The sequence below is a fragment of the Azospirillum brasilense genome, from assembly GCF_005222205.1.
Taxonomy (GTDB): domain Bacteria; phylum Pseudomonadota; class Alphaproteobacteria; order Azospirillales; family Azospirillaceae; genus Azospirillum; species Azospirillum brasilense_G.
The window spans coordinates 762,122-785,576 of the sequence record NZ_CP032346.1 but is presented as its reverse complement, the minus strand read 5'-3'; the positions used below and the strand labels follow the sequence as shown (position 1 = coordinate 785,576).

The window sequence follows — 23,455 nt, the reverse complement described above, 5'->3', positions numbered from 1 at the left end:
CGCTTTGGACCGCGACGGCGGTCCCGGTCGCACATGCGACCGGAGCCCGCCGGCGAATGAGGCGCTATGAGTCTAAAGCGAACGGAAGTTCGCTTTAAGGACGCGGCCGCCTCACCGCCCGAACAGCGCGATCAGACCGTCGCCGAGCGCGCCGCGCCAGGCGAACCGGTCGTGGCCGGCGGCATAGTCGCGGTAAGTGACCTCGTAGCCCTTGGCTTCCAGCACGTCGCGCAGATGGCGGGAGCTTTCCAGAATGCCGACATCGCCGTCGCTTCCGCCCTCGAACAGGCCGGCGCTGAGAAAGAACCGCACCGGCCGGCGGTCGCCCGATGCCACCAGACCGGCCATATGCTCCGGGCGGTCCGGCGGCGCGTCGGGCGGATGCCACCAGAAGGAGCCGGACATGGACAGCGCGTTTGCGAACCGGTCCGGGCGGGCCAGCGCCGCGGACACCGCCGCCAGCCCGCCATAGCTGGATCCGGCCAGAACCGTGCGGTCGGGGCGGGAGCGGATGCCCATCCGCTCCCGCAACCAGGGGAGAAGCTCGTCGGCAAGCATCGCGGCGAAGGCGGGGTTGGCCGGCAGTTCGCGCTCCCGCGCTTCAGCCGTGGGGTTGGCGATGAAGACGGCGACGGTCGGCGGCAGGCGGCCATCGCCGGTCAGCCTGTCGAGCATGGTTGGAACCGGTGCGCGCCGGTCGAGATAGTCCGGCCCGTCGAACAGCAGCAGCAGAATGGTGTCCTTGCTTGCCGGATCGACGCCGGGCGGCGCATAGACCACGATGTCCCGCGTGTTGCCGAGGATGCCGCTGGCGAACCGTTCGGTGACGAGCCGCCCCGCCGGTTCGGCCCAACCGCCTTCCAGGCCGGGCTGGGGCGGGGCGCCGGGCAGTTCCACCAGGGAGACCTGGTTGTAAGGGTCGGGGGCGTCGGCCGGCCAGGGGTGATGGTTCAGCGGATCGGCCTGAAGCTGCGCCAGGATCGCCATCCGGCATTCGCGGCAGGTTCCGGGGAAGTCCGGCACGTCCGGCGCGATCTGGTAGGACAGGCGGGTGGAGGCGGGAACGGTGAAGCTCTTGAACCAGACGTCGGTGCCGCCGAGTCGTTCGAGGGTCTCATGGTTGGCGCTCGGCCCGCCGAGCAGGCGCACGTTGTGCCGCGCGCCCCGCGCCAGGAAGGTCATGGCGACCCGGTCCGCTCCCGGTGCGCCCGCCAGCGGCTCCACCAACGGGGTGCCGCGCCGGGCGATGTCCTGCCAGAAGGCATCGGTCCCGCCGCCGCGCTTCACCGTTTCCGCCAGGGCGGCGATGGTCGGGCTGAGATGCCCCCGAAGGACGGGATGCTGGTCCGCCACGGCGATGCGGCGGGTCAGCGCCAGCCGATAGCCGCCGGCCCCGCGCAGCGTGACGCGCAGCGCCGCCATGCCGGGCCCGGCGACGAAACGGAAGACCTCCCGCCCCGCCGTGCCGTCCAGCAGCAGGCGGACCGGGTGTCCGTTCCGGTCGATCAGCCGCAGATCCGCAGCGTCCGTTCCCGAATCGAGCACGCCTTCCACATAGTCGCCGTCGTCGAGGTCCAGGGGATGGACGGCGTCGCGCTCCGTCCCGGAGACGGGACCATCGAGGACAAGCGGGGAGCGGTCCGGCATCACCGCGCAGCCGTTCGGAACCATCATCACCACTCCCAGGACCATCAGGCGCCTCACGCGTTCCATGAGCATCCGGCGCGTCACCCGCCCACCGCAGCACGGACCGGTTCCGCGTCGGTGGCCGCTGCCGCGATCACCCGGTCGAGCAAGGGGCCGACGATCCGAAGCGAGGCCGGCGCGATGATGTCCTCATGCGAGCAGTGCGACAGGCGGTGCACCGACAGGCGCCCGACGCGGCCCGCCCAGCTTCCCTCCGGATCGATCTCCGGCGGGATCGACTTCTCCGCGACGAACAGCGTCAGTTCACCGTCGTAGGACGGGGTGCGGGCCTTGGACAGGACCCGCACGGCGTCCTTGTAGTTGCCGAAGATGTGGCCGAACATCTCCACCTTCTCGCGCCGCAGATCCTCGTCCATCACGTCGGCCAGGGCGTCGCTGAGGAACTGTTCCTGCTCGCGTTCCGCCGCCTGATCGGTGTCGGTGCGGCCAAGCCCGCTCCAGTCGTGCGCCTCCGCCGGGTAGGTGTCGAGCAGGCCGAGGAAGTCCACCCGCTCGCCCAGCCGCCGCAGCCGCGCCGCCAGCCCATAGGCCACCGTGCCGCCCAGCGAATAGCCCAGCAGATGGTAAGGCCCCCGCGGCTGGACCTCGCGCAGGATGGCGAGCTGGCGGTCGCACAGCTCGTCGAGGTCGGCGCTGAGCGCCAGCGGGCCGTTGGGGCGGGGCGATTGCAGGCCGATGATGGGCCGGTCGCCGCTCACGTAACGCGACAGGACGCTGTACTGCCAGGACAGGCCGGACCCCGGATAGAGGCAGATCAGCGGCGGCCCCGACCCGTCGCGTAGGTGGATGACCGGGGCGAAACCGAGATTCTCCGGCTCGTCACGCCCGCCCGCTTCGGACAGCAGGGCGGCCAGGCGGGCGACGGTTGGAGCGATCATGATCTGGCTGACCGCCACCGGCTGGCCCAGGTCGCGGCGGATGCGCGCCGCCAGCCGCATCGCCAGCAGCGAATGGCCGCCGATGGCGAAGAAATCATCGTCCGCGCCGATCCGCTCCAGTTCCAGCAGTTCGGCGAAGAGGACCGCCAGACGGCTTTCCAGCCCCGGCGCCGGGGACCGGCCCGCGGCGGCCGTCTGGGCGCCCGCTGCGGGCAGGGGCAGGGCCTTGCGGTCCAGCTTGCCGTTCGGCGACAGGGGGAGGGAGTCCAGGGTGACATAGGCGACGGGGAGCATGTGCGGCGGCAGCGTGTCCTGCAGGGCGGCGCGGATGGCGGCCTCGTCCACCGTTTGCCCCGCCGCCGGGACGAGATGGGCGACGAGCTGGCGCCGGTCCATGCCCGGCTCGGACCCGCCGTCGCCCAGCGCCACGGCGGACACCACCGCCTGGGCCACGCCGGGCAGGGCGGCCAGCGCGCTCTCGATCTCGCCCAGCTCGATGCGCTGGCCGCGGATCTTCACCTGATGGTCGGTGCGGCCCAGATACTCGACCGAGCCGTCCGGCAGCCAGCGGGCGAGGTCGCCCGTGCGGTACATGCGCCGCCCCGCATCGAAGGGATCGGCGACGAAGCGCGACGCGGTCAGGCCGGGTCGACCGAGATAGCCGATGGCGAGCTGGTCGCCGCACAGGTGCAGCTCCCCCACCGCGCCGGGCGGCACTGGGCGCAGGGCGTGGTCGAGGATGCGGAGCTGCGTGTTCCACACCGGCCGTCCGATGGGAACGCCGCCGTCCCCCTCGATCCAGGCGCCGGACGCCGGGCAATAGGTGACGTCCACCGCCGCCTCGGTCGGGCCGTAGAGGTTGTGCAGCGCCGCGCCGAAGCGGCCGGCGAAGGCGCGCGACAGGCTCCGCCCCAGCGCCTCGCCGCTGCAGAAGACGCGGGTCAGGCTGGCGCAGACCGGCGCATCGGGGCCGTGGCTTTCGATCACGCTGTCCGTGAACAGGGCCAGCATCGACGGCACGAAATGGATCGTGGTGACGCGGTGATCCTCGATCAGCCGGACCAGGGCCGCCGGGTCGCGGTGGGCCTCGGGCGGCGCCATGACCAGCCGCGCCCCGACCAGGAAGGACCAGAAGAACTCCCACACCGACACGTCGAAGCCGCAGGGCGTCTTCTGCAGGATCGCGTCGTCCAGCCCCAGGGGATACTCGTTCTGCATCCACAGGATGCGGTTGACGATGGCGCCGTGCGACACCGCCACGCCCTTGGGCCGTCCCGTGGTGCCGCTGGTGTAGATGATGTAGGCCGGGTGCTCCGGCGTCAGCCCGTCCGCGGGGACAGGCGATTCATCGACCAAGCCGGCCACCGCGCCGCCGTCCTCATCGACGGACAGCACCGGCACCGCGTTTCCGAACAGCGGGCGCGAGGCCGCGTCGGTCATCAGGGCGCGCGGGCGGGCGTCGGACAGCATGAAGGCCAGCCGCTCCTCTGGATAGCCGAGGTCGAGCGGCAGATAGGCCGCCCCCGCCTCGATGACCGCGAGGATCGACAGGCTGAGGGATGCGGAGCGCGGCACGCCCACCGCCACCACGTCGCCGGGGCGCACGCCCAGGGCGCGCAGCCGCCCGGCCAAAGCGGTCACCCGCGCTCGAACGTCGCGGAAGGTCAGGCTCTCCCGCTCGTCGACCAGGGCGACGGCGTCCGGCGTGCGCGCCGCCTGCGCGACGAGTAGGTCGCGCAGCGTGGTCCGGGGTACCGCCCGCGCGGTGGCGTTCACCGCGGCGAGGTGCCGCCGCTCCGTCTCGGTCAGGGTCGGCAGGGCGGCCACGGGCGTCCCGGGATGGCGGACCAGCGTGGTCAGCACGCCGCGGACCCGCTCCGCCAGCGCCGCCGCGTCGGGCACCGCGCCGCGGCTCTCCACCAGCAGGGTCAGCTCGCGGCCCGGCAGGACCAGCAGGGCCAGCGGGTAGTGGCTGTAGCCGCGGTTGTGGACGCCGGAAACGCGAACGCCGCCGAGGTCGAGGGACTCGTATCCGCTGTCCGGGTAGTTTTCCACGACCAGCAACGTGTCGAACAGAGCGGCGCCGCCCGCCATCGCCTGAAGCTCCGACAGCCCCAGACCGTCATGCTCCATCAGGGCGATGTGGCGTTCCTGGACGGCCGGAAGCTGCTCCCACAGCGGCCGCGCCGGGTCCAGCGCCACCCGCACCGGCACCGTGTTCAGGAACAGGCCGACCTGCTCCTCCAGGCCGGGAACGGCGGCGGAGCGTCCAGAGACCGGCGTGCCGAACAGCACGTCGTCGCGCCCCGCCAGATTGCCCAGCACCAGCCCCCACACCGCCTGCATCAGCGCGTTCAGGGTCAGCCCCTCCGCCCGCAGCCGGGAGAGGAGGGCCTCGGTCAGCTCCGCCGGCAGGGCCAGCTCCGCCTCCTCCATCGGCGTGTCGCCGCCGGACCGGGCCGGGTCGAACAGCACGGTCGGGGTGGCACCGGCCAGCGCCGCGTCCCAGGCGGCCCGGCTCGCGGCCCGGTCGCGGGCCAGCAGGCCGTTGACCACCGCCGGATAGCCGACGGCCGGGGGTGTCAGCGCGTCGGGACCCTGCGCATAGGCGGTCAGCAGGTCGCGCAGCAGCAGCGGCGTGGACCAGCCGTCGACCACCAGATGATGCACGGCGATCAGCAGCCGATGACGGTCGGGCGCGGTGCGGACGAGGATGGCCTTCACCAGACCCAGGAAGCGGTCGGTCGGGTTCGCGCGCTCCGCCGCAGCAGCCTCGATGCGGGCCAGCTCCGCGGCGCGGGTGTCCGGCGCACCGTCGGACAGGTCGTGCTGTTCGAAGGGCCACAGCCCGGCGCCGCCGTCCGGCAGGGCGGGGATGACCAGCAGCGGGTCGCCGCCGACGTCATGGTCGAACAGCCCGGCGAGCTGCGGGTGACGGCGCAGCACCGCGTCGAAGGCCCGCTCCAGCCGCTCCGCGTCCAGCGGCCCGTCGAGGTCGAGCGCGGTGAAGGCGTTGTAGGCGCTGGCCTTTCCGCCGAGCTGGCTCTGGAACAGCATGCCCTTCTGCAGGGGCAGCAGCGGCACCGCAGCCGCGACCGGGCCGTGACGGGCCTCCAGCGTCGCAAGATCGACGGCGGGCGCCGCCGCGAGGGTTCGGCTTTCCGGAACCAGCGCCTTCAGGGCGAGCGCCATGCGCCGCGGGTCGCGCCCGGCGAAGACGTCGCGGGGGCGCAGTTCGAAGCCGTGGGCGCGCAGGGCGCTGCCCAGCGCGATGGCGCTGATGCTGTCGCCGCCAAGCGCGAAGAAATCGGCATCCGCGCCCACCGACGGCAACTGCAGAACCGTCGCCATGGCGCGGCAGAGCAGAGCCTCCGCCGGGGTGGCGGGGGCAGCACCGCCGCTCTCCGCCGCCGGGGCTGGCAGGCGGGCGCGGTCCACCTTGCCGTTGACGGTCAGCGGGAAGGCGTCCAGCACCACCAGCGCCGAGGGCACCATGTAGTCGGGCAACCGCTCGCGCAGCCCATGCAGCAGGTCGCGGGACGTCCGATCCGCCCCCTCGGCCAGGGTGCAATAGGCGACCAGCCGGTGGCTGGCGTTCACCGCCTCCGCCACCACCAGCGCGCCGGACACGCCGGGCAGGCGGTGCAGGGCGGCCTCGACCTCCGGGATCTCGATGCGGTAGCCGCGGACCTTGATCTGGTGGTCGGCACGCCCGATGAAGTCGATCTGCCCGTCGCCGGTCCAGCGCACCAGATCGCCGGTCCGGTAGAGCCGCCCGCCCGTGCCGAACGGATCGGCGACGAAGCGTTGGGCGGTCAGTCCCGGACGGCCCACATAGCCCGCCGCCAGACCGGCGCCGCCGATGTACAGCTCGCCCACGGCGCCGACCGGCACCGGGCGCAGCCGGGTGTCCAGCACATGGACCCGCACATTGCCGACCGGGCGCCCGACCACCGGCCGCTCCGCCGCCGTGACGGGCGCGCGCAGCGTGTCCACCGTGTTCTCGGTCGGGCCGTAGAGATTCACCGCCATCAGATCGGCATGGCCGCGCAGCTCCGTCCACAGGGCGGGGGAGGCCGCCTCGCCGCCGATCAGGATCAGCGTCGGCTGGTGGTGCCCCGGCTCCATCAGGCCGCAGGCCAGCATCTGCGCGCAGAAGGACGGCGGCAGGTCCATGGCGTCGATGCGCCGGCTCCGCACCTCCTGCACCAGGGCGTGGGCATCGCGCCGCATCTCCTCGTCGAAGACGTGAAGCTCCTGACCCAGCAGCATCCAGAAGATTTGCAGCCAGGACGAATCGAAAGCAAAGGAATGGGTGTGCGCGGCCCTCAAGGCCCGCGCGCCGTGGCGGCGCCGGACGGCGTCCAGCGCCGGACCGTAGACCGCCGCCGTGTGCGACAGCAGCAGGTTCAGCAGCGCGCCGTGGGTGTTCATCACCCCCTTCGGGCGCCCGGTGGAACCGGAGGTGAAGATGATCGTGGCGACATGGCCGGGCGTCAGGGGCGCCTTGCGCTCCGCCGCCGCGACGGGGCCGCCGGGCAGGGCGGCGCAGGCGGCCAGAAGGTCGGCGTCGTCCAGGCAGAGCGCCTCAAGCCCGGCGGGCAGCCGCCCGGCAACCGAGGCCCAGGTCAGCGCGCAGCGCGGCCCGGCGTCCTGGCACATCATCGCCAGCCGCTCGCTGGGATAGTCGAGGTCCAGCGGCAGATGGGTGGCGCCGCTCGCCAGCACGGCCAGCATGGCGACCACCGCGTCGGCGGAGCGCGGAACCGCCACCGCCACCACGTCGCCGGGGCCGACGCCGCGCGCGATCAACAGCCGCGCCAGCTGCGACACAGCGCCCGACAGCTCCGCGAAGGGTATGCGGGCGTCGTCGAACACCAGCGCCGTGGCCTCCGGCGTCTCGGCGGACTGGCGGTCCAGAACCTCCACCAGGGTCGCCGGGCGCTCCGGCGCGGCGAAGACGGGACCGCTGGACCACGCGGCGATGGCCGCGTCCTCGTCGGCGTCCATCACCGGCAGGCCGTCCAGCGGAGCGCCGGCCGCCGCGGCGTCGACCAGCCGGATCAGGCGCCGGGCGTGACGGGCCAGTTCCGCGGCGTCGTAGCGGGTGCGGTCGGCGCGCAGCTCCAGCGCGATGCCGCCGCCGCGGGTCATCAACCCGAACTCGAAGTCGTCGACCGGGCCGGTGGCCAGATGGTGGGTGATTGCCTCTACACCCGCGAAGTCGAGGTCGTAATCGAACAGGCGGTAATTGACCACCGGGCCGTAGAGCGCCTTGCCCGACCCGACCTGACCCAGGTCGCGGGGGATGCGCTCCGCGTCGTAGCGCTGGTGTCGGCGCGCTTCCCGCAGCGCGGCCCGCACCCGCCCGGCGGCCTCGGCCAGCGTGCCGGCGCCGGTCAGGTCGATGCGCACCGGCAGCACATTGACCACCGGCGCCACCGCATGGACGGCGGCGGAACCCATGCGCCGCATGAAGGGCACACCCACCACCGGGCGGGAATCGCCGGACAGCCGGTGCAGATAGACGGCGATGCCGGCCATCACCAGATCGGCGACCGACACGCCGCAATGCTCCGCCAGCGTGCCAAGCGTGCGGGCCAGCGGGTCGGGCAGGGCGGCGGCGTGGGCCACCACCTCCGACGTGGCCTGCTGCTCGGTCGGCTTGGCGCCCTGGACCGAGAGGGTCAGCGGCGCCGGAAAGTCCCGGCACAGCCCGCTCCAATAGGCGCGGTCGCGGACCAGAGCGTCGGAGGCGAGATAGGCCGCTTCCTCCTCCGCCACCGCGGCGACGGAGACGAAGGGGCAGGAGGCCGGCGTCCGCCCCTCGACAGCCGCGCCGTAGAGATCGGCGATGCGGCGGGTCAGCGCGTTGAAGCTGTAGCCGTCCAGCATGATGTGGTGGTAGCGCTGGTACCAGATCCAGCGCGGCGACCCGTCCGCCCCGGTGACGTCGAACAGGATCTGGCGGCACAGCGGACGCTCGCTGTCGGCGGGCAGGTCACCGGCCAGATCGTCGGCCATGATGGCGCGCGCCGCCTCTTCCGGGTCGGGAGCGCTGGTCAGGTCCACGCGCTCCGGCTCCGCCGCCGCGTTGCCGCCACCGAGAATCTGGACGACGCGGCCGTCCCGCTCGGCGAAGCTTGCGGTCACCGTGTCGGCCTCCGCCAGCCCGTCGCGGATGGCCCGGGACAGGCGCGCGGCGTCGATGGCGCCGTTCAGCGCGACGGCGTGGGCGATGACATAGGCGTTCTTCCGGGCCGCGACCTGATCCGCCAGCCAGATGCCCAGTTGCGTGCCCAGCAGGGGGATGATGCGCATGGCCCTGTCCTCGTGATTGCTTTGAAAAGCCGTCAGGCGGCGGCGGGGGTGAGGTCGGTCCAGGCGGCCTCGATGTGGTCGAGGCAGGCGGCGCGCCCGGCGGGGCCGAAGACGGCGGTCCAGCCCTCCGGCACCGCGGCGAAGCACGGCCACAGGCTGAACTGGCCGGCAGCGTTCGCCAACGCCAGGAAGTCGTGACGCTCGTCGTCGAAGGGGTTCACATACTGGTCGTTGGTCATCGGGTGATTCCTGGAAAGGAAAGGGCTAGCGTCCCAGCGTCGCCCCGCCGTCCACCAGAAGGTCGGCCAGGGTGATGTGGCCGGCGGCGGGAGAGGCGAGGAAGACGACCGTCTCCGCCACGTCGCGCGGCGTGGCGAGTTTGCCGAGTGGGATGCCGAGCTTGTGCTGGTCGGGATTGCCCCGGATGGTCTGCGCCGCACCGTCCGGCCCGCTCCACAGCGCACGCTGCATCGGCGTGTCGGTCGAGCCGGGGGAGACGACGTTGCAGCGCACGCCGTAGGGCGCCAGCTCCAGCCCCACCGTCATGGTCAGGCTGGTCAGCGCGGCCTTCGACGCGCCGTAGGCGGCCATGCCGATCCGCGGCACATGGGCGGCGTTGGACGACACGCTGACGATGGCGCCGCCGCTCCCGCCGCTTTTGAAGGCCGGGATCACCGCCCGCATCATGTGGAAGGGACCGGCCACGTTGACGGCGAAGGTGTCGCTCCAGTCGGCGTCGGTCATCGCCTCCACCGGTCCCATGCGCAGGATGCCGGCGACGTTGGCCAGGACGTCGATCCGCGTGCCCTCGGCGAACAACGCCTCGCAGGTTTTGGCGACCGTGCCGGCGTCGGCGATGTCCAGCGTCACGGCGCGGTAGGGCCGCTCCCCGCCGTCGTGCCAATGGCGGTCGAAGGCGACGACGATGGCGCCGCGGGCATGGAACAGATCGGCCACGGCCCGCCCGATCCCTTGCCCGGCGCCGGTCACCCAGACGGTCCGGCCCGCGACGTCCGTCATGCCGCCACGCGCCCGGAAGCGGCCAGACGGGGCTCGATCAGCGCCCACCAGCCGTTGATGCTCGGCTGCGCGGCCAGTTCCGCGAAGCCGACCTCGACCCCCGCGGCCTTCCAGCGGTCCACCACCTGCATCACCGCGATGGAATCCAGGCCAAAATCCATCAGGTTGTCATCGTCCCCAGGTACCTCATCCAGCGAGGCGAGCAGGATGCGCCGCAGCCCCTCCTTGCTCAGCACCGCCGCGGGAGCGGCCAGAACGCTGTCCGAATGGATCGTCCGCCCGGCGTTGCGCGCGACGTAGCGCAGCGCCATCATATGGTCCTCGCGCGAGAAGTCGGCGATGGCGTCGGCGACCAGGAAGGGCTTGATGCCGCGCATGAAGGCGTCCAGCGCGGTCTGCATCACGCCGATGTGCGCGTAGATCCCGCAGATCAGGAGCTGGTCGCGCCCCGCCTCCGCCATCATCTCGGCCAGCGGGGCGCGGAAGAAGGCGCTGTAGCGCCATTTGGTCAGCACCCGGTCGTCGGCGTCCGGGGCCAGCGGGGCGACGATGCCGGCGAGGTCCGGCTTGGCCGTCAGGCCCGGCCCCCACATGTCGTTCAGCAGGCCGCGGTCGGCGTCGGACTGCTCCGGCGGCTGGGCCGTGTAGACGACCGGCACGCCCAGCGCCTTCAGATGGCGCTTCAGCCGGACGATCCGGTCGATGCAGCTGACGATGGCCGGGTTCGCCGCGCCGTAGAAGCCGACGAAATAGTCCTGCATGTCGTGGATCAGCAGGACCGCGCGGGCGGGGTCGACGCTCCAGGACACTTTGTCCTGCGGCAGGTCCGCCGCGGTGGGCAGGGCGTAGGGGGCGATGGATCGGATGGTCATGATGCGGTCGTTTCCATGAGAGCGTTGTCTTGGCGCGCCCGCTCGCGCAGGGTCTGCTTGTCGACCTTGCCGACGGCGGTCTTGGGCAGGTCCGGGACGAAGACGAAGCGGTCGGGCAGCTTGAAGTCGGCCAGCCCCTGGCCGCGCAGGAAGCGGCGCAGCTCCGACGGCTTCGTGCCGGGCGGGGCGATCACGAAGGCGCAGGACCGCTCGCCCATCAGCGCGTCGGGCATGGCGACGACGGCGGCGTGGCCCACCGCGGGGTGGGCGGCCAGCAGGTCCTCGACCTCCTGCGCGTCGATCTTCTCGCCGCCGCGGTTGATCTGGTCCTTGTTGCGCCCGCAGACGACGAGGTTGCCGCCCGGGGCCAGGCTGACCAGATCGCCGCTGCAGTAGAAGCCCTCGGCGTCGAAGACGCGGGCGTTGTGCGCGTCGGCCTTGTAATAGCCGCGAAAGGTGTAGGGGCCGCGGGTCCACAGCTCCCCCACCGCGCCGGGCGGGACCGGGTGGCCGGCGGCGTCGAGGATGCGGATCTCGTCGTCGGGGCTCATCGGACGGCCCTGGGTGTTGACCACCGTCCAGGGATCGTCGTCGAGCCGCGTGTAGTTCACCAGCCCTTCCGCCATGCCGAAGACCTGCTGGAGACGGCAGCCCAGCCGCTCCGGCACCCGCTCGGCGACGGCGGGGCTGAGCTTGGCGCCGCCCACCTGGACGACCTCCAGGCTCGACAGGTCCTCGCCGCCGCCGGCGGCCTCCAGCCAGACCGACAGCATCGGCGGGACCAGCGCCGCCCAGGTGACGCGGTGGCGGGCGATCAGCGGGAAGCAGGTGGCGGGGCTGGGGTCGCCGGCCATCACCACCGTGCCGCCGGCGTGGAACACGCCGAGCGCGCCGGGCGAGCTGAGCGTGAAGTTGTGCGGCGCCGGCAGGGCGCAGAGGAAGCGGCAGGACCCGTCCAGCCCGCAGATCTCGACGCTGCGGCGGACGCTGTAGAGATAGTCGTCGTGGGTGCGCGGGATCAGCTTCGGCGTGCCGGTGCTGCCGCCGGACAGTTGGAAGAAGGCCACGCCGGACGGGTCGGCGGCCAAGTCGGGGACGGGCAGCGGCCCAGCGGCGTCTTCCGCCAGGGCACCACCGTCGGCCCAGGCGAAGCCGCCGATCCCGTCATCGGACGGCGCGCCGAGCAGGAGCAGCCGTTCCGGCCCGACGGTCTGCGTCATCAGGGTGACCAAGGCCTGGTCCACCGCTGGCAGCACGGCCAGCGCCGGTTCGATCTGGCGCGCGTAGGCGGTCAGCTCGTAGACGCCGTGGCTGTTCAGCGCGTTGACCGGCACCACCCCGCAGCGCAGCAGGGCGAAGAAGACCAGATAGAATTCCGCGCGGTTGGGCAGCCGCACCAGCGCGGTGTCGCCGGGCCGCAGGCCGCGGGCGCGGAAGGCCGCGGCCAGACGGAGCGACAGGCGTTGCAGGTCGGTGTAGCGGAACCGGCGTTCCCCGCAGAGGATCGCGGTGGCCTCCGCCGCAGCGCCCCGGTGGCGGTCGATCACATCGGTCAGCGGGTCGCCGGTCCAGTAGCCCTTGGCGCGGTAGCGCTCCGCGAACGCGGCGGGCCAAGGCGTGAAGGGAATGGTCACGACGCCAGCTCCACCGGAAGGTCGGTGTTGGAGGGCTGGGCGGACGCGACGCCGAACAGGTTCAGCATGGTGGTCAGCTTGGCCGCCGTCTCCTCCCACTCCGCCGTCGGGTCGGAATCCGCGACGACGCCGGCCCCGGCGTAGAGGCGCAGATGCCGGCCCTGGACCAGCCCGCAGCGGATGGACAGCGCCCATTCGCCGTTGCCCCGGCTGTCCATCCAGCCGACCATGCCGCCGTACCAGTTGCGGGCGTAGCCCTCCAGCCGGTCGATGGCGTCGCGGGCGAGGCCGGTCGGCGTGCCGCAGATCGCCGGCGTCGGGTGCAGCGCGTGGGCGAGCCGCAGCGACGACACCGTGGGATCGGCCAGCTCGCCGGTCAGTTCGGTGGACAGGTGCAGCATGGTTGGGGTGCGGATCACGCTGGGGGTGTCCGGAACGGACAAAGGGTTGCAATGGCCGGCGAGCGCCGCGCGCACCGCATCGACGACGTAGCGGTGCTCGGTCCGGTCCTTCGTGGAGGCGAGCAGGGCGGCGGTGCGCTGGCGCTCCACCTCGGCGGACGGGCTGCGCGGGGCGGACCCGGCCAGCGGATTGCTGACCACGGTCCGCCCGGTCTTGCGGATCAGCAGTTCAGGACTCGCGCCCACCAGGGTCTGTCCGTAGGCGACCGGGGCCGCGAAGACGTGGGCGCCGGGATTCTGACGCAGCAGGGCGCGCAGCAGGCGGCCCGGCGCGAAGGCCTCGCGCGCTTCCACGTCGAGTGGGCGCGACAGAACGACCTTTTTCAAAGGGGTGTCGCGGAACAGGCCGATGGCCTGGGCCACCGCCGCCTCGAAGGCGTTGCGTCCCACCGTTTCCTCAATAGCGTTCAAGGCGATGGGGTCGGGGTCGGCGGCCATGCGGCCGGCGTCCTCGTAATCGCAATGCTCGGGGATGAACAGGCGGGCGTGCTGCCGCCCGTCGAAGGGGACGGCGCCGACCAGGATCGGATTCTCGACGCCCCGGGCCTTGCGGCGGCGGAAGGCGCGGTCCAGCGCCTCCTCCCACCGGCCATCGGCGAAGCTGCGGTCGTCGAGGGCGACGTCCAGCCGCTCATCCACGCCATAGGCTTTCAGGACGCGGCCGCGCGAGGCGAAGGCGAAATCCGGGTCGGAACGACCGCCGAGCGGCCGCTCACCGGCGGGCAGGGGTAGAACGTCCATGGAAACACAAGCCTCCACTGTCCATCCGCGAGCGCGGACGACGTTGACATGGTCGGATGAAAGCGCGCCGTTGACGGTCCAGGCGGGCGCGGGAATCGCCGCCGGCCTTCTGCCGGGACCGCAGATTGCGTTCGCATATATTGCGAATGATTCTCATTATCAATTTAGGGTTATGTTCGAAGGGACGCAAGTATTTTTTGCATTACCCGATATGTTTCTCCCGCTTTTGGACTCAGTCGCCCGCTTCCGCCACCTTCCGGTCGTGCGTCGTGGCGCCGAGCCGGTCGGACAGGCGGAAGACCAGCGACAGCACCACGGGCAGGACCGTCACCGTCACCAGGCTGGAGATCAGCAGGCCGCACAGCACGACCAGCCCCAGCCCGCGGTACAGCTCCGTCCCGGCGCTGGACACCGCGACCATCGGGATCAGGCCGGCGACGGTGGTCACCGTGGTGATCAGGATGGGGCGCAGCCGGCTTTGCAGGGCGTCGGCGATGGCCTCCGCCCCGGACATGCCGTGCGTCCGGCGGTTCACGGCGGCCTGTTCGACGATCAGGATGGGGTTGTTCACCACCGTCCCGACCAGCACCAGGAAGCCCATCATCGTCAGCACGTCGAAGGGCTGCGGTGGGCCGAAGCCTCCCGGCAGGCCGGCGGCGAGGTTGTAGAGCCACAGCCCGACCAGCCCGCCGCCGATCCCCGTGGGCACCACCGCCATGATGATCAGCGGATAGCCCCAGTGCGAGAAGACGGCGACCAGAACCAGATAGGTGATGGCGAGCGCCAGCAGGAACCCGCCGGCCAGGGCGGAGCGCAGCTCGTCCAGGGACCCGCCGGCACCGGTGATGCGGGTGCTCATCCCGTCGGGAATCACGCCCTCGGCGCGCAGCCGGTCCACCAGATCGCTCCGCACCGCGGCGATGCCGGATTCCAGCGCCACCGAGCGCGGCGGGATGATGGTCAGGGTGACCGTCCGGAAGCCGTCGATCCGCGCGATGCTGGAGGCTCCCACGGTTTCCCGCAGGTCGGCGAGGCTGGACAGCGGCACCGGCGCGCCGCGGCCGGTGTGGAGGACCAGATCGGCGAAGCCCTGGCGGTCGCGACCCAGGCCCCCGGCCACCCGCAGATAGATGTCCAGCGTCTCGTCGTTCAGCAGATACTCGTCGGCGAAGGCGCCGTCCGAATAGGCGCGCAGCGTGTAGCCCAGCTCGGCCAGCCCGATGCCCATCTCGCCCGCGCGCTCCCAGTTCGGGTGCAGCTCCAGGAAGGGCTGCGACATGGCCAGCGTGGGCGGGGAGGGATCGCTGTTGACCTGTCCGTCGGGGAACAGGTCGCCCGCGCGGTCGAGCACCGTCAGCGCCGTGGCGTAGAGCGTGGTCAGGTCGCCGCCGCTCAGCTCCAGCCGGATGGCGCGGGCGCCGCCACTGTTGCCGGAGAAAATCGACCCGCGCGCGGCGAAGCCGCGCATGCCGGGAATCGCCCGCATCCGCTTGGTGACGTTGGCGATCAGCGCGTCGGTGTCGGCGGGGTCCAACGGCTCCGTCACGAAGCGGATGAAGCCGGGCCGGATGAAGCTCAGATTGACGCGCAGCGGCGGAATGCCGGTCTCGGCGTCGGTGCTTGCCGCGCCCACCTGACGGCTCAGCAGCGGGTCGATCTGCCGCCAGACCTCCTGCATCGACTCCATGCTGTAGCCGGGCGGGGCGGACATGAAGCTGAAGACGGTGGCCTCTTCGCCCTCCGGCAGATACTCGGCGGGCGGCACCATGGTGAGCATGACGGCGACCATGGCCGCGGCGGAGGCGGCGAGGATCGCCAGCTCCCGCCGGGCGCTGCGCAGCATCCAGCGCACCGCGACGCCGAGAGCGCCCTCCCTGGCCGGCCCGTGCGAGGGGGCGGCGGACGCCACCGACCAGCGCCCGGCGACGACGGGGACCAGGACCAGGGCGGCGACCATCGACATGACGACGGCGCCGGTGATGGCGATGGCGATGTCGGAATAGAGCTGCCCGGCCTCCGCCGTGATGAACAGCACCGGCAGGAAGACCAGGACGGTGGTCAGGGTGGAGGACAGGATCGCCGGCCACACCTCGGCGATGCCGTCCTCGGTCGCGGCGGCCTTCGACTTGCCCATGCGCAGGTGACGGGCGACGGCGTCCAGCGCGACCACGCTGTTGTCCAGCGTCATGCCGATGGCGAAGGCGACGCCGGACAGCGAGATCACATTGATGCTGCGCCCGGCCGCCGCCAGGACCAGCAGGGTCGCCAGCGTGCAGACCGGCATGCTGGCCGCCGCCGCCGCCGTCGCCGGGACGGAGCGCAGGAACAGCAGAAGCACCACCGCGGCCAGAACGCTGCCGGCGATCAGGTTGCTCAGCACATTGTCGATGGACCGTTCCATGTAGCGCACGTCTTCCGACAGCAGCCGCATGGACAGACCGCGCTCCTTCAGGGCGTGGCGGTTCAGCTCCTCCACCGCGCCGGTCACCGCCTCCTTGACGGCGATGACGTTGGCGCCGGCCCGCTTGCCGATGGTGACGAGCAGGGTGGGACGCCCGTCGGCGAAGGCGACGCTGCGCGCCTCCTGGGTCGCCATGGTCACCGATCCGACGTCGCGCAGGCGGATGGCCGTGCCGTTCTCGCGCGCTATGATCAGATCGGCCAGATCCTCCAGGTCGGTGAAGCGCCCGATGGTGCGCAGGAAGTAGCGGCGCTTGCCGAAGTCGCGGTCGCCGCCGGAGACGTCGCGGTTGCGCGCCCGCACGGCGTCGCGCACCGTTCCCACATTCAGGTTGCGGGCGGACAGCTTCAGCGGGTCGAGCAGGATGTGGATCTCCTGCGCGGCCCCGCCGATCACCTCGGCCTTGGCCACGCCGGCGACGCGCTCCAGCCGCGGGCGCAGGACGTTCTCGATCCAGTTGGTCTCGCGCTGGATGGAGTCCGGGTCGGTGGCACCATCAAGCCGCTCGACGCCGAAGAACAGGAAGGGCTCCGCCGTCGCGGATTCGGCGACGATGCGCGGGCGGTCCACCGTCTCCGGGTAATCGGTGACCTGGGACAGCGCGTTGTCGATGTGGATCAACGCCTCGTCGATGGAGGTGCCGGAGGGGAACTCCAACTCCACCTGACCGCCGCCGAACTCGGCGCCGGAGGACAGGCGGACGAGACCGGGGATGGCGCGCAGGTACTTTTCCTGCTCGATCAGGATTTCCTGTTCGACGTCCTGCGGGGTGGCGCCGGGCCAGTTGGTTTCCACCATGATCCGGCGCGGGCTGATGTCGGGGATCATCTGCACCGGAATGCGGAAGACCGACACCGCGCCCAGCAGGCACAGGATCAGGACCGACACCAGGGCGGCCAGCGGGTTGCGCAGGATCAGGCGGGTCATCGTGACTCCGGGTAGGAACTTGAAGATTCCCTCTCCCGCCCCGGGAGAGGGAAGGGGCCCGCGCGGAGCGCGGGAAGGGTGAGGGTGCCGCCAAGAATCAGCGCCTTGATCCTCGCAGGACCCTCACCCGGCCCTTTGGGCCACCCTCTCCCGGGGCGGGAGAGGGGGCTCCTCACCCCACCATGTCCGGGACGACCGGCTGGTCGGGGCGCAGGCCCTCGTTGCCCTGGACGACCACCAGATCGTCGGGACGAAGCTCGGGGCTGAGGACCTCCACGTGGTCGCCGGAATGGCGGCCGGTGCGCACCGCCACCGGGCGGGCCACCGCCCCGTCGCCGCCGCGCTGCACCACCCAGACGCGGGCGCTGCCGTCGGGATGGCGCTGCACCGCGTCCGCCGGGACCTGGAGCGCGATCTCCGCCATTCCCGGCACCGGGCCGAGCGCGACGCCGACGCGCGCCGACATGCCGGGCATCAGCCGCCCCTCGGGGTTGGGAAGCGCGATGTGGATGCGGAAGCTGCGGCTGACCGGATCGGCGGCGGGCACCACCCGCTCGACCGCCGCGGCGATGCCGGCATCCGCCGCCGCATCGGCGATCAGAACGGTGACCGGCGTGCCGGCCTCGATGCGCCCGTGCTGGCGCTCCGGCACGTCGACGACGACGCGCAGCGGGTCGGTGGCGGTGAGTTGAAGCACAGAGACGCCCGCCCCCACCCATTGCCCGCGTTCGGTGCGCCGTTCGGTCACCACACCGGCGAAGGGCGCGGTCAGCCCGTGACGGGCCACCTGCTCGCGCTGGATGGCGACGGCGGCGCGGAGCTGGCGGACCTTGGCCTCCTCGATGGCGGCCTGGGCGAGCTGCGTGCGGTAGCGGGACTGCGAGACGCTCTGCACGCCGGCCAGCGCCTCCGCCTCACGGGCCAGCCGCAGGGCGTCGCGTTGCAGGTGTTCGGCCTCGGCCAGGGAATGCTCCAGCCGCTCCAGGTCCAGCCGGGCGATGGTGTCGTCCAGCCGCAACAGGGGGTGCCCGGCCTCCACCCGGTCGCCGGCCTCGACCAGCAGGGCGTCCACCCGGCCCTCGACCTGGGCGGAGAGGGAGCTGCTCTGCGGCGACACCAGCGTGCCGGGGAGCTGCAGCGTCTGGCGGACGGGGGCGGCGACCACCGCCGTCACCTTCACCCGTGTCTGTGCGGCGGCCGGAAGCGCCGCGGCGAGCAGCGCGGCGGTCAGCAGGATCGGCATGCTGCGGGTCATCATCCGGTTCCCTCCAGGGCGGGGTCGCTCATCGGCGCTCCGCGCATCGTGGTGGCGGTGGCGGTCACGGCGGCGGCGAGCGCCAATGCGCCCAGGCCCAGCGCCAGGATTCCCGCGGCGGGGCTCATCAGCGCCGCCAGCAGGCCCATGCCGATGGTGCCGGCGCTGTCGCCGAACACGTCCTGCGCGGTCCACAGGCTGTTGACGCGACCCAGCAGGTGGTCGGGCGTGTGGCCCTGGACCATGCTGTATTCCAGGAGCGAGGCGATGGAGGTGGCGTAGCCGAACAGCACCAGCACGGGCAGCGCCACATAGAAACCATTGGGAAGGCTTCCGGCCGCCCCGATCACGGCGATGCAGGCGAAGGCGCTCATGCAGGCGCCGCCCATCACCAGTCCCGGACGCTCCAGCCGCGCGGCCCAGCCGCTGAGCGCGGCGCCCAGCGTCGCCCCGACTGGAACGGCGCTGTACATCAGCCCGGTCTCGAAGGCGCCGCCGCCGAACACCTCCTCGACCAAAGCCGGGAAGAGGATGCGGATGGATGTGGCGACCGTGGTCAGGCACCCCAGCGCCACCACGCTCAAAATCACCTTGTGACCGAAGAGGAAGGCTAAGGCCTGCGCCATGGCGCGCAGCGGATTCTCCCCGGCCTCGCCCGGCGGCATCATCCGGGGCAGGCCGAGCAGCGTCAGGACGGTCAGCCCGGTGCCCAGCGCCGTCAGCAGATAGACCCAGCCGACCCCCAGCCCGGCGATCAGCAGGCCGCCCAGCGCCGGCGACAGGATGGTGGCGACGCGCATCGACAGCATGCCCAGCGCGCGGGCCTGCACCAGATTGGCGCGTCCGACGAGATGGGGCATCGCCGCCAGCAGGGCGTTGACGCCGATGGCACCGAAGAAGCCGTCCCAGAAGGACAGGGCGTAGATCGCCGGAAGCGACGGGGAGGGCAGCGCCGCGTTGGACGCCAGCCCGAGGAAGCCCAGGCCGCAGACGCCGCGGGCGACCAGGATCAACCGGCGGCGGTCCATCCGGTCGGCCAGCACGCCGCCCAGCAGAAGCCCCAGGAACATGCCGACACCGTCGCAGGCGGCGGCGACCCCGACCTGAAGGCTCGACCCGGTGAGGGCGTAGACCTGGAGCGGCACCGCCACCGACAGCAGGCCGAGCGCCATCAGCGAGATCGTCCGGGCGATCAGCACGCGGCGGAAATCGGGGTTGGTCCTCAGAAGGCTGACATCGACAAAAAGGTTCGACAGGATCATGGGCGGGCCTTTCCGGCACCGGCGCCCGCGGCAAAAGGGCCGAAGGCGGCTTTCAGAAAGCGGGCGCGCCCGCCCCCGGCGCGGGCCGGGGACGGGCGGCGGCGGATCAGAAGCGGTAGTTGGCGGAGACGTAGTAGTTGCGCCCCACCTCCACCGACGTGAAGTTGACGTTCTTCTCGCTGAGGATCACGTCGGTGATGTTCTTGACGCCGGCCCCGATGGTCAGCGCCTCGGTGACGTCGGCGCTGACGCCCCAGTTCAGCAGGGTGTAGCCGGGCATCTTGCTGGTGCCCTGCAGCTGCGGGCCGGTGTAGCTGGTCGACACCGACGTGCTGACGGTGTCCAGCGCCTGCCAAGTCAGGGAGGCGTTGACCTTGTGGCGCGGACGGTAGTCCAGCTCCGCACCGTTGCTCTGCTCGGTGTAGAGGTAGGTGTAGTTGCCCGACAGCAGCAGCTTCGGAGTCAGGCTGACCGAGCCGGTCACCTCGACGCCCGAGATGTCCACATTGTTGATGTTGCTCCAATGGCGGGAGGGCGGCGGCCCCGCGCTGTAGACCGCCTGGATCATGTCCTTGACCTTGTTGTGGAACAGCACGACGCTGCCGTCCCAGCGGTCATAGCGGGTTTCCAGGCCGATCTCGTAGTTGGTGCTGGTCTCCGGCTCGAGGTCCGGGTTGCCCGACAGGAAGCAGCGGCCGCCGCAGCTCACCACCCGGTATTCGCGGCTGAGCTGGTAGGCGTCCGGCGCCTTGTAGCCCTGGCTGACGCCAGCCTTCAGCGACAGCGCGTCGGTCAGCGCGTAGACGACGTTGGCGCGGCTGGTGAAGTTGCCGCCGAAGATCTCGTGATGGTCGTAGCGGGTGCCGACCGTCAGGGTCAGCCCGTCGATCAGCCCGATCTGGTCCTGAAGATAGACCGCCTTCTGCCCGATCTCCGACTTGCCGGACTGCAGGAAGGTGTTGGGGTCCTCCACCGTCTGCTTGCGGTATTCCGCGCCCGCGGTCAGCCGGTTGAAGCCGAGCTGGAAGTTGGAGCGGCCGTGCAGGAAGAGGTTCTTCTCCTTCAGGTGCCGCTGCTGCGGCGCGTTGAAGGACGAGTTGTAGTCGTCGATGCGGCCGTCTTCGTAGTTGGCCTCCAACAGCGTGTCGCCCCAGCTCCAGTTGCCGCGATGGGCGGCGCCGAAGGTGTTGCGGACGATCTCCTGCTTCTGGGAGGAGAGCCAGCGGTCGTAGTAGCCGCGGGGGCGGTTGTCGCGGTTCAGGCCGTAATTGGCCTCCAGCGTCTGGTTCTCCGTCACGTCGAAGGCCAGCGTGGTCAGAAGGTTCGCCAGGTTCTTCTTTTCCAGGACCGGAACGACGCCGTTGTAGCGGGAGTCGTCGTACCAGGCCTGCCGGTTGAAGTATTCGGCGGCGACCGAGGCCGACACCTTGTCCACGATCGGGCCGGCGGCGTAGAGGCCGGTGCGGTACTGGGTGCCGCCGCGGCCCGGCTCGACGACGCGGTAGTCGCCGTTGATCTCGCCCGACCACTTGTCGGTCGGCTTCTTGGTGATGATGTTGACCACGCCGCCGATGGCGTCGGAGCCGTAGAGCGACGACATCGGGCCGCGCACGACCTCCACCCGCTCGATGGCCGACATCGGGATCGAGTGGTAGTCGAAGTCGCCGCCGCGCCACAGCGCGTCGGAGGTGGACACCCGGCGCCCGTTCACCAGCACCAGCGAGTAGTTTTGGCCCATGCCGCGGATCACCACCTCGTCGCGGCCCGTGGCGTCGGTGCGGTCGTTCACGCCCACCGAGCGGCCCAGGATCTCCGGCAGGCCGGAGGAGGCCACGCCCTCCTTCTTCAGATCCTCCGACGTGATGACGGTGGTGAAGGCGGGAGCGGTCAGCGTGCTTTGTGCCGTGCCGGTCGCGGTGACCGTCACCGGACCCAACGTCTGGACCCCGGCGGGCGTCCCTTCCGTGGCGGCCTGCTGGGCCAGCGCCGGCGTTCCCCCCGCCAGCGCCGCCGCCAGAGCCGCACCCACCATGGTTGCGGATTTCCCTGCCGTCACCGGACGGCCCGCTGCCGCCCCTTCCTTTGCACACGCCCCCGATGTGCGAATGGTCATGCTCATGTCCCCTGATTAGGCGTATCCGTAGATGCTAATGCGAATCATTCGCAATAACGTGCTTAGATTGTTAGTGCATATCCCTTATGGCCGCAAGGGATATGACTCGGTCCGGTTGTTTTTCGGGCGCTCCCGCTCACTCCGCCGGGTGGGCCAGCGGTTGGATGCCCATTTCCGATTTCGGGCGCTCGGCCGTGGCTGCCCAAACGCTGTCCCGAGGACCGCTGAGGGCGCGCCGTTCCGCGCTGCGGGCCAGTGCGGCGAAGGCCAGCGCGCCGGCCAACGCAACCAGATCGACACCGATCAGCCCGTCCGACAGCCAAAGACCCGGCATGAAAAGACCCAGCAGCGACGTCGCCGGGATGGCGGCGGTGGCCGCCGCGCTGGCCCACAGAAGCTCCACCCCAGCGCGGGCCGCCCCGCGCAGGAAGGCCCAGGCGCAGGCGCCCAGGAAGGTTGCGTAGTAGACGCCCCAATGCCAGGCGTGCAGGTCGTCCACCAGCCCGCTCAGCCATTTCCCGGCGGCGATGGTCAGCGACAAACCGGCCACGCAGCCCAGGCAGACCCCCACCGTCCCGGCGGCCAGCAGGCGGGTGGCGCGGCTCTGCTCGACCGGGCCGCTGCCCGGACGGCCTTTCGCCTGCCGCTCCGTCCGCCGCCGCGACTCGATCCACAGCAGGTTGCCGGTGTAGAACAGCCCCGCCCCGGCCAGCCCGAGCAGGAAATAGGACCAGCGCACGATGCCGCCGCCGAAGCTCCCGAAATGCAGCGCGAAGAAGGCGGAAACAGTGGCCGACCAGCCGTTCTGGTGGCCCGGCATGTATTCGGTGTCGATGATCCGGCCGTCCACGGCCCCCATCAGCACGAAGCCCTCCCGCCGCACCAGATAGCGCGGGTCATGTCCCCAGACGCGCACGGTGGCGGCCCCGGTGCCGGCGTCGTGATACTCCAGGCTGACCGGCTGGAAGCCGGGCGAGAGGCTGTGGGCGCGCGCCAGGAACGCCTTCGGCGGCAGCATGACCGCCGGGCCCATGTCCTTCGACACCGTGCGGAAGGGGCTGCTGGCCGCCGCCACGGCGCGCATCTGCCCGCCATAGACCACGCGGTCCAACGTGTCGTAGATGTGGTCGTGCAGCCCGAACACCACCGCCGACAGGGCGATGACGAGGTGGAAGGGCAGGCTGATCAGCCCCAGCACGTTGTGGGCGTCCAGCCACAGGCGCTTCACGTTCCGGGTGACGCGCAGGATCAGGAAATCCTTGACCAGCGACGGCAGCAGGATGATCACGCCGGACACCAGCGCCACGACGTAGAGCGCGCTGGCGACGCCGGTCACCGTCGTGCCGATGTCGAGATCGCCCGGAATGCCCACCGTGCGATGGAGGAAGTCCACCAGCAGCCCGATGCCGGACGGGTTGAGCTGCTCCACCGCCACCGATCCGTCCGGCGCCAGGGTGGCGGCCCAGGGAGCGGGGTCGAAGCGCTCCTCCGTCCAGGTCAGGCGCAACGGCGCCTCTCCGGCCAGCGCTGGTTCCACCGCCAGGGTGAAGTCCCGCACCTCCGGCCGCAGGGCGCGCGTGGCGGCGACCAGTTCCTCCGCCCGGTCGAGCGTCGCCGGAGTCACCGCCGCCGGAGGCGTGATCCAGCGTTCCAGCGGTTCCTTGAACATGGTGAGGGCGCCGGCATAGAAGCAGACGAACAGGATCAACCCGGTCAGGATGCCGGTCCAGGTGTGGATCTGCCGGTAGAGGCGCACGACGTCGGTGCGGATGGCCATGGCTCGGCTCGCGGCTGTGAGGGCGG

Annotated in this window: 12 protein-coding genes; all 12 read right to left on the bottom strand. The window is 71.4% G+C overall.

The features are described 5' to 3' along the window. Nucleotides 1-111 precede the first annotated feature (111 nt). On the bottom strand, nucleotides 112-1,719 hold the full coding sequence (locus D3869_RS17615; protein ID WP_247895909.1) for an alpha/beta hydrolase-fold protein: 1,608 nt from the start codon (nucleotides 1,717-1,719) through the stop codon (nucleotides 112-114). An 8-nt stretch (nucleotides 1,720-1,727) separates the two neighbouring features. Next, complete coding sequence (locus D3869_RS17610; RefSeq protein WP_137141225.1) at nucleotides 1,728-8,906, bottom strand: non-ribosomal peptide synthetase; 7,179 nt, start codon at nucleotides 8,904-8,906, stop codon at nucleotides 1,728-1,730. Nucleotides 8,907-8,938: 32 nt separating this feature from the next. Further along, nucleotides 8,939-9,145: an MbtH family protein gene (locus D3869_RS17605; RefSeq protein ID WP_035679370.1), complete on the bottom strand. Its 207-nt coding sequence runs from the start codon at nucleotides 9,143-9,145 to the stop codon at nucleotides 8,939-8,941. Nucleotides 9,146-9,170: 25 nt separating this feature from the next. Continuing rightward, nucleotides 9,171-9,926, bottom strand: a complete 756-nt coding sequence (gene dhbA / locus D3869_RS17600; RefSeq protein WP_137141224.1) for a 2,3-dihydro-2,3-dihydroxybenzoate dehydrogenase — start codon at nucleotides 9,924-9,926, stop codon at nucleotides 9,171-9,173. Then, complete coding sequence (locus tag D3869_RS17595) at nucleotides 9,923-10,798, bottom strand: isochorismatase family protein (protein WP_137141223.1); 876 nt, start codon at nucleotides 10,796-10,798, stop codon at nucleotides 9,923-9,925. The genes dhbA and D3869_RS17595 overlap by 4 nt, the downstream gene beginning before the upstream one ends. Continuing rightward, nucleotides 10,795-12,432, bottom strand: coding sequence for a (2,3-dihydroxybenzoyl)adenylate synthase (locus tag D3869_RS17590; protein ID WP_137141222.1), 1,638 nt, complete (start codon nucleotides 12,430-12,432; stop codon nucleotides 10,795-10,797). Before D3869_RS17590 ends, D3869_RS17595 begins: the two co-directional genes overlap by 4 nt. After that, on the bottom strand, nucleotides 12,429-13,634 hold the full coding sequence (locus D3869_RS17585) for an isochorismate synthase (RefSeq protein WP_137141221.1): 1,206 nt from the start codon (nucleotides 13,632-13,634) through the stop codon (nucleotides 12,429-12,431). Before D3869_RS17585 ends, D3869_RS17590 begins: the two co-directional genes overlap by 4 nt. Before the next feature lie 232 nt (nucleotides 13,635-13,866). Beyond that, nucleotides 13,867-17,022, bottom strand: a complete 3,156-nt coding sequence (locus D3869_RS17580; RefSeq protein WP_137141220.1) for an efflux RND transporter permease subunit — start codon at nucleotides 17,020-17,022, stop codon at nucleotides 13,867-13,869. Nucleotides 17,023-17,194: 172 nt separating this feature from the next. Then, nucleotides 17,195-18,280 carry an efflux RND transporter periplasmic adaptor subunit gene (locus D3869_RS17575; protein WP_137141219.1) on the bottom strand — a complete coding sequence of 362 codons (1,086 nt, stop codon included), beginning with the start codon at nucleotides 18,278-18,280 and terminating at the stop codon, nucleotides 17,195-17,197. After that, nucleotides 18,277-19,539 (bottom strand): enterobactin transporter EntS, encoded by a 1,263-nt coding sequence (gene entS / locus D3869_RS17570; protein WP_137141218.1) that lies wholly within the window; start codon nucleotides 19,537-19,539, stop codon nucleotides 18,277-18,279. Before entS ends, D3869_RS17575 begins: the two co-directional genes overlap by 4 nt. Before the next feature lie 106 nt (nucleotides 19,540-19,645). Beyond that, a complete protein-coding gene (locus D3869_RS17565; RefSeq protein WP_137141217.1) occupies nucleotides 19,646-21,571 on the bottom strand; it encodes a TonB-dependent receptor domain-containing protein in 1,926 nt (641 codons plus the stop codon). A gap of 217 nt (nucleotides 21,572-21,788) precedes the next feature. Further along, nucleotides 21,789-23,429, bottom strand: coding sequence for a PepSY-associated TM helix domain-containing protein (locus D3869_RS17560; protein WP_137141216.1), 1,641 nt, complete (start codon nucleotides 23,427-23,429; stop codon nucleotides 21,789-21,791). Nucleotides 23,430-23,455: the final 26 nt, after the last annotated feature.

Bases quoted from the DNA above. Each gene is read 5' to 3' on its own strand.
- D3869_RS17615 (WP_247895909.1), bottom strand. From the start codon at position 1,719: ATGCTCATGGAACGCGTGAGGCGCCTGATGGTCCTGGGAGTGGTGATG.
- D3869_RS17610 (WP_137141225.1), bottom strand. From the start codon at position 8,906: ATGCGCATCATCCCCCTGCTGGGCACGCAACTGGGCATCTGGCTGGCG.
- D3869_RS17605 (WP_035679370.1), bottom strand. From the start codon at position 9,145: ATGACCAACGACCAGTATGTGAACCCCTTCGACGACGAGCGTCACGAC.
- dhbA (WP_137141224.1), bottom strand. From the start codon at position 9,926: ATGACGGACGTCGCGGGCCGGACCGTCTGGGTGACCGGCGCCGGGCAA.
- D3869_RS17595 (WP_137141223.1), bottom strand. From the start codon at position 10,798: ATGACCATCCGATCCATCGCCCCCTACGCCCTGCCCACCGCGGCGGAC.
- D3869_RS17585 (WP_137141221.1), bottom strand. From the start codon at position 13,634: ATGGACGTTCTACCCCTGCCCGCCGGTGAGCGGCCGCTCGGCGGTCGT.
- D3869_RS17580 (WP_137141220.1), bottom strand. From the start codon at position 17,022: ATGACCCGCCTGATCCTGCGCAACCCGCTGGCCGCCCTGGTGTCGGTC.
- D3869_RS17575 (WP_137141219.1), bottom strand. From the start codon at position 18,280: ATGATGACCCGCAGCATGCCGATCCTGCTGACCGCCGCGCTGCTCGCC.
- entS (WP_137141218.1), bottom strand. From the start codon at position 19,539: ATGATCCTGTCGAACCTTTTTGTCGATGTCAGCCTTCTGAGGACCAAC.
- D3869_RS17565 (WP_137141217.1), bottom strand. From the start codon at position 21,571: ATGGTGGGTGCGGCTCTGGCGGCGGCGCTGGCGGGGGGAACGCCGGCG.
- D3869_RS17560 (WP_137141216.1), bottom strand. From the start codon at position 23,429: ATGGCCATCCGCACCGACGTCGTGCGCCTCTACCGGCAGATCCACACC.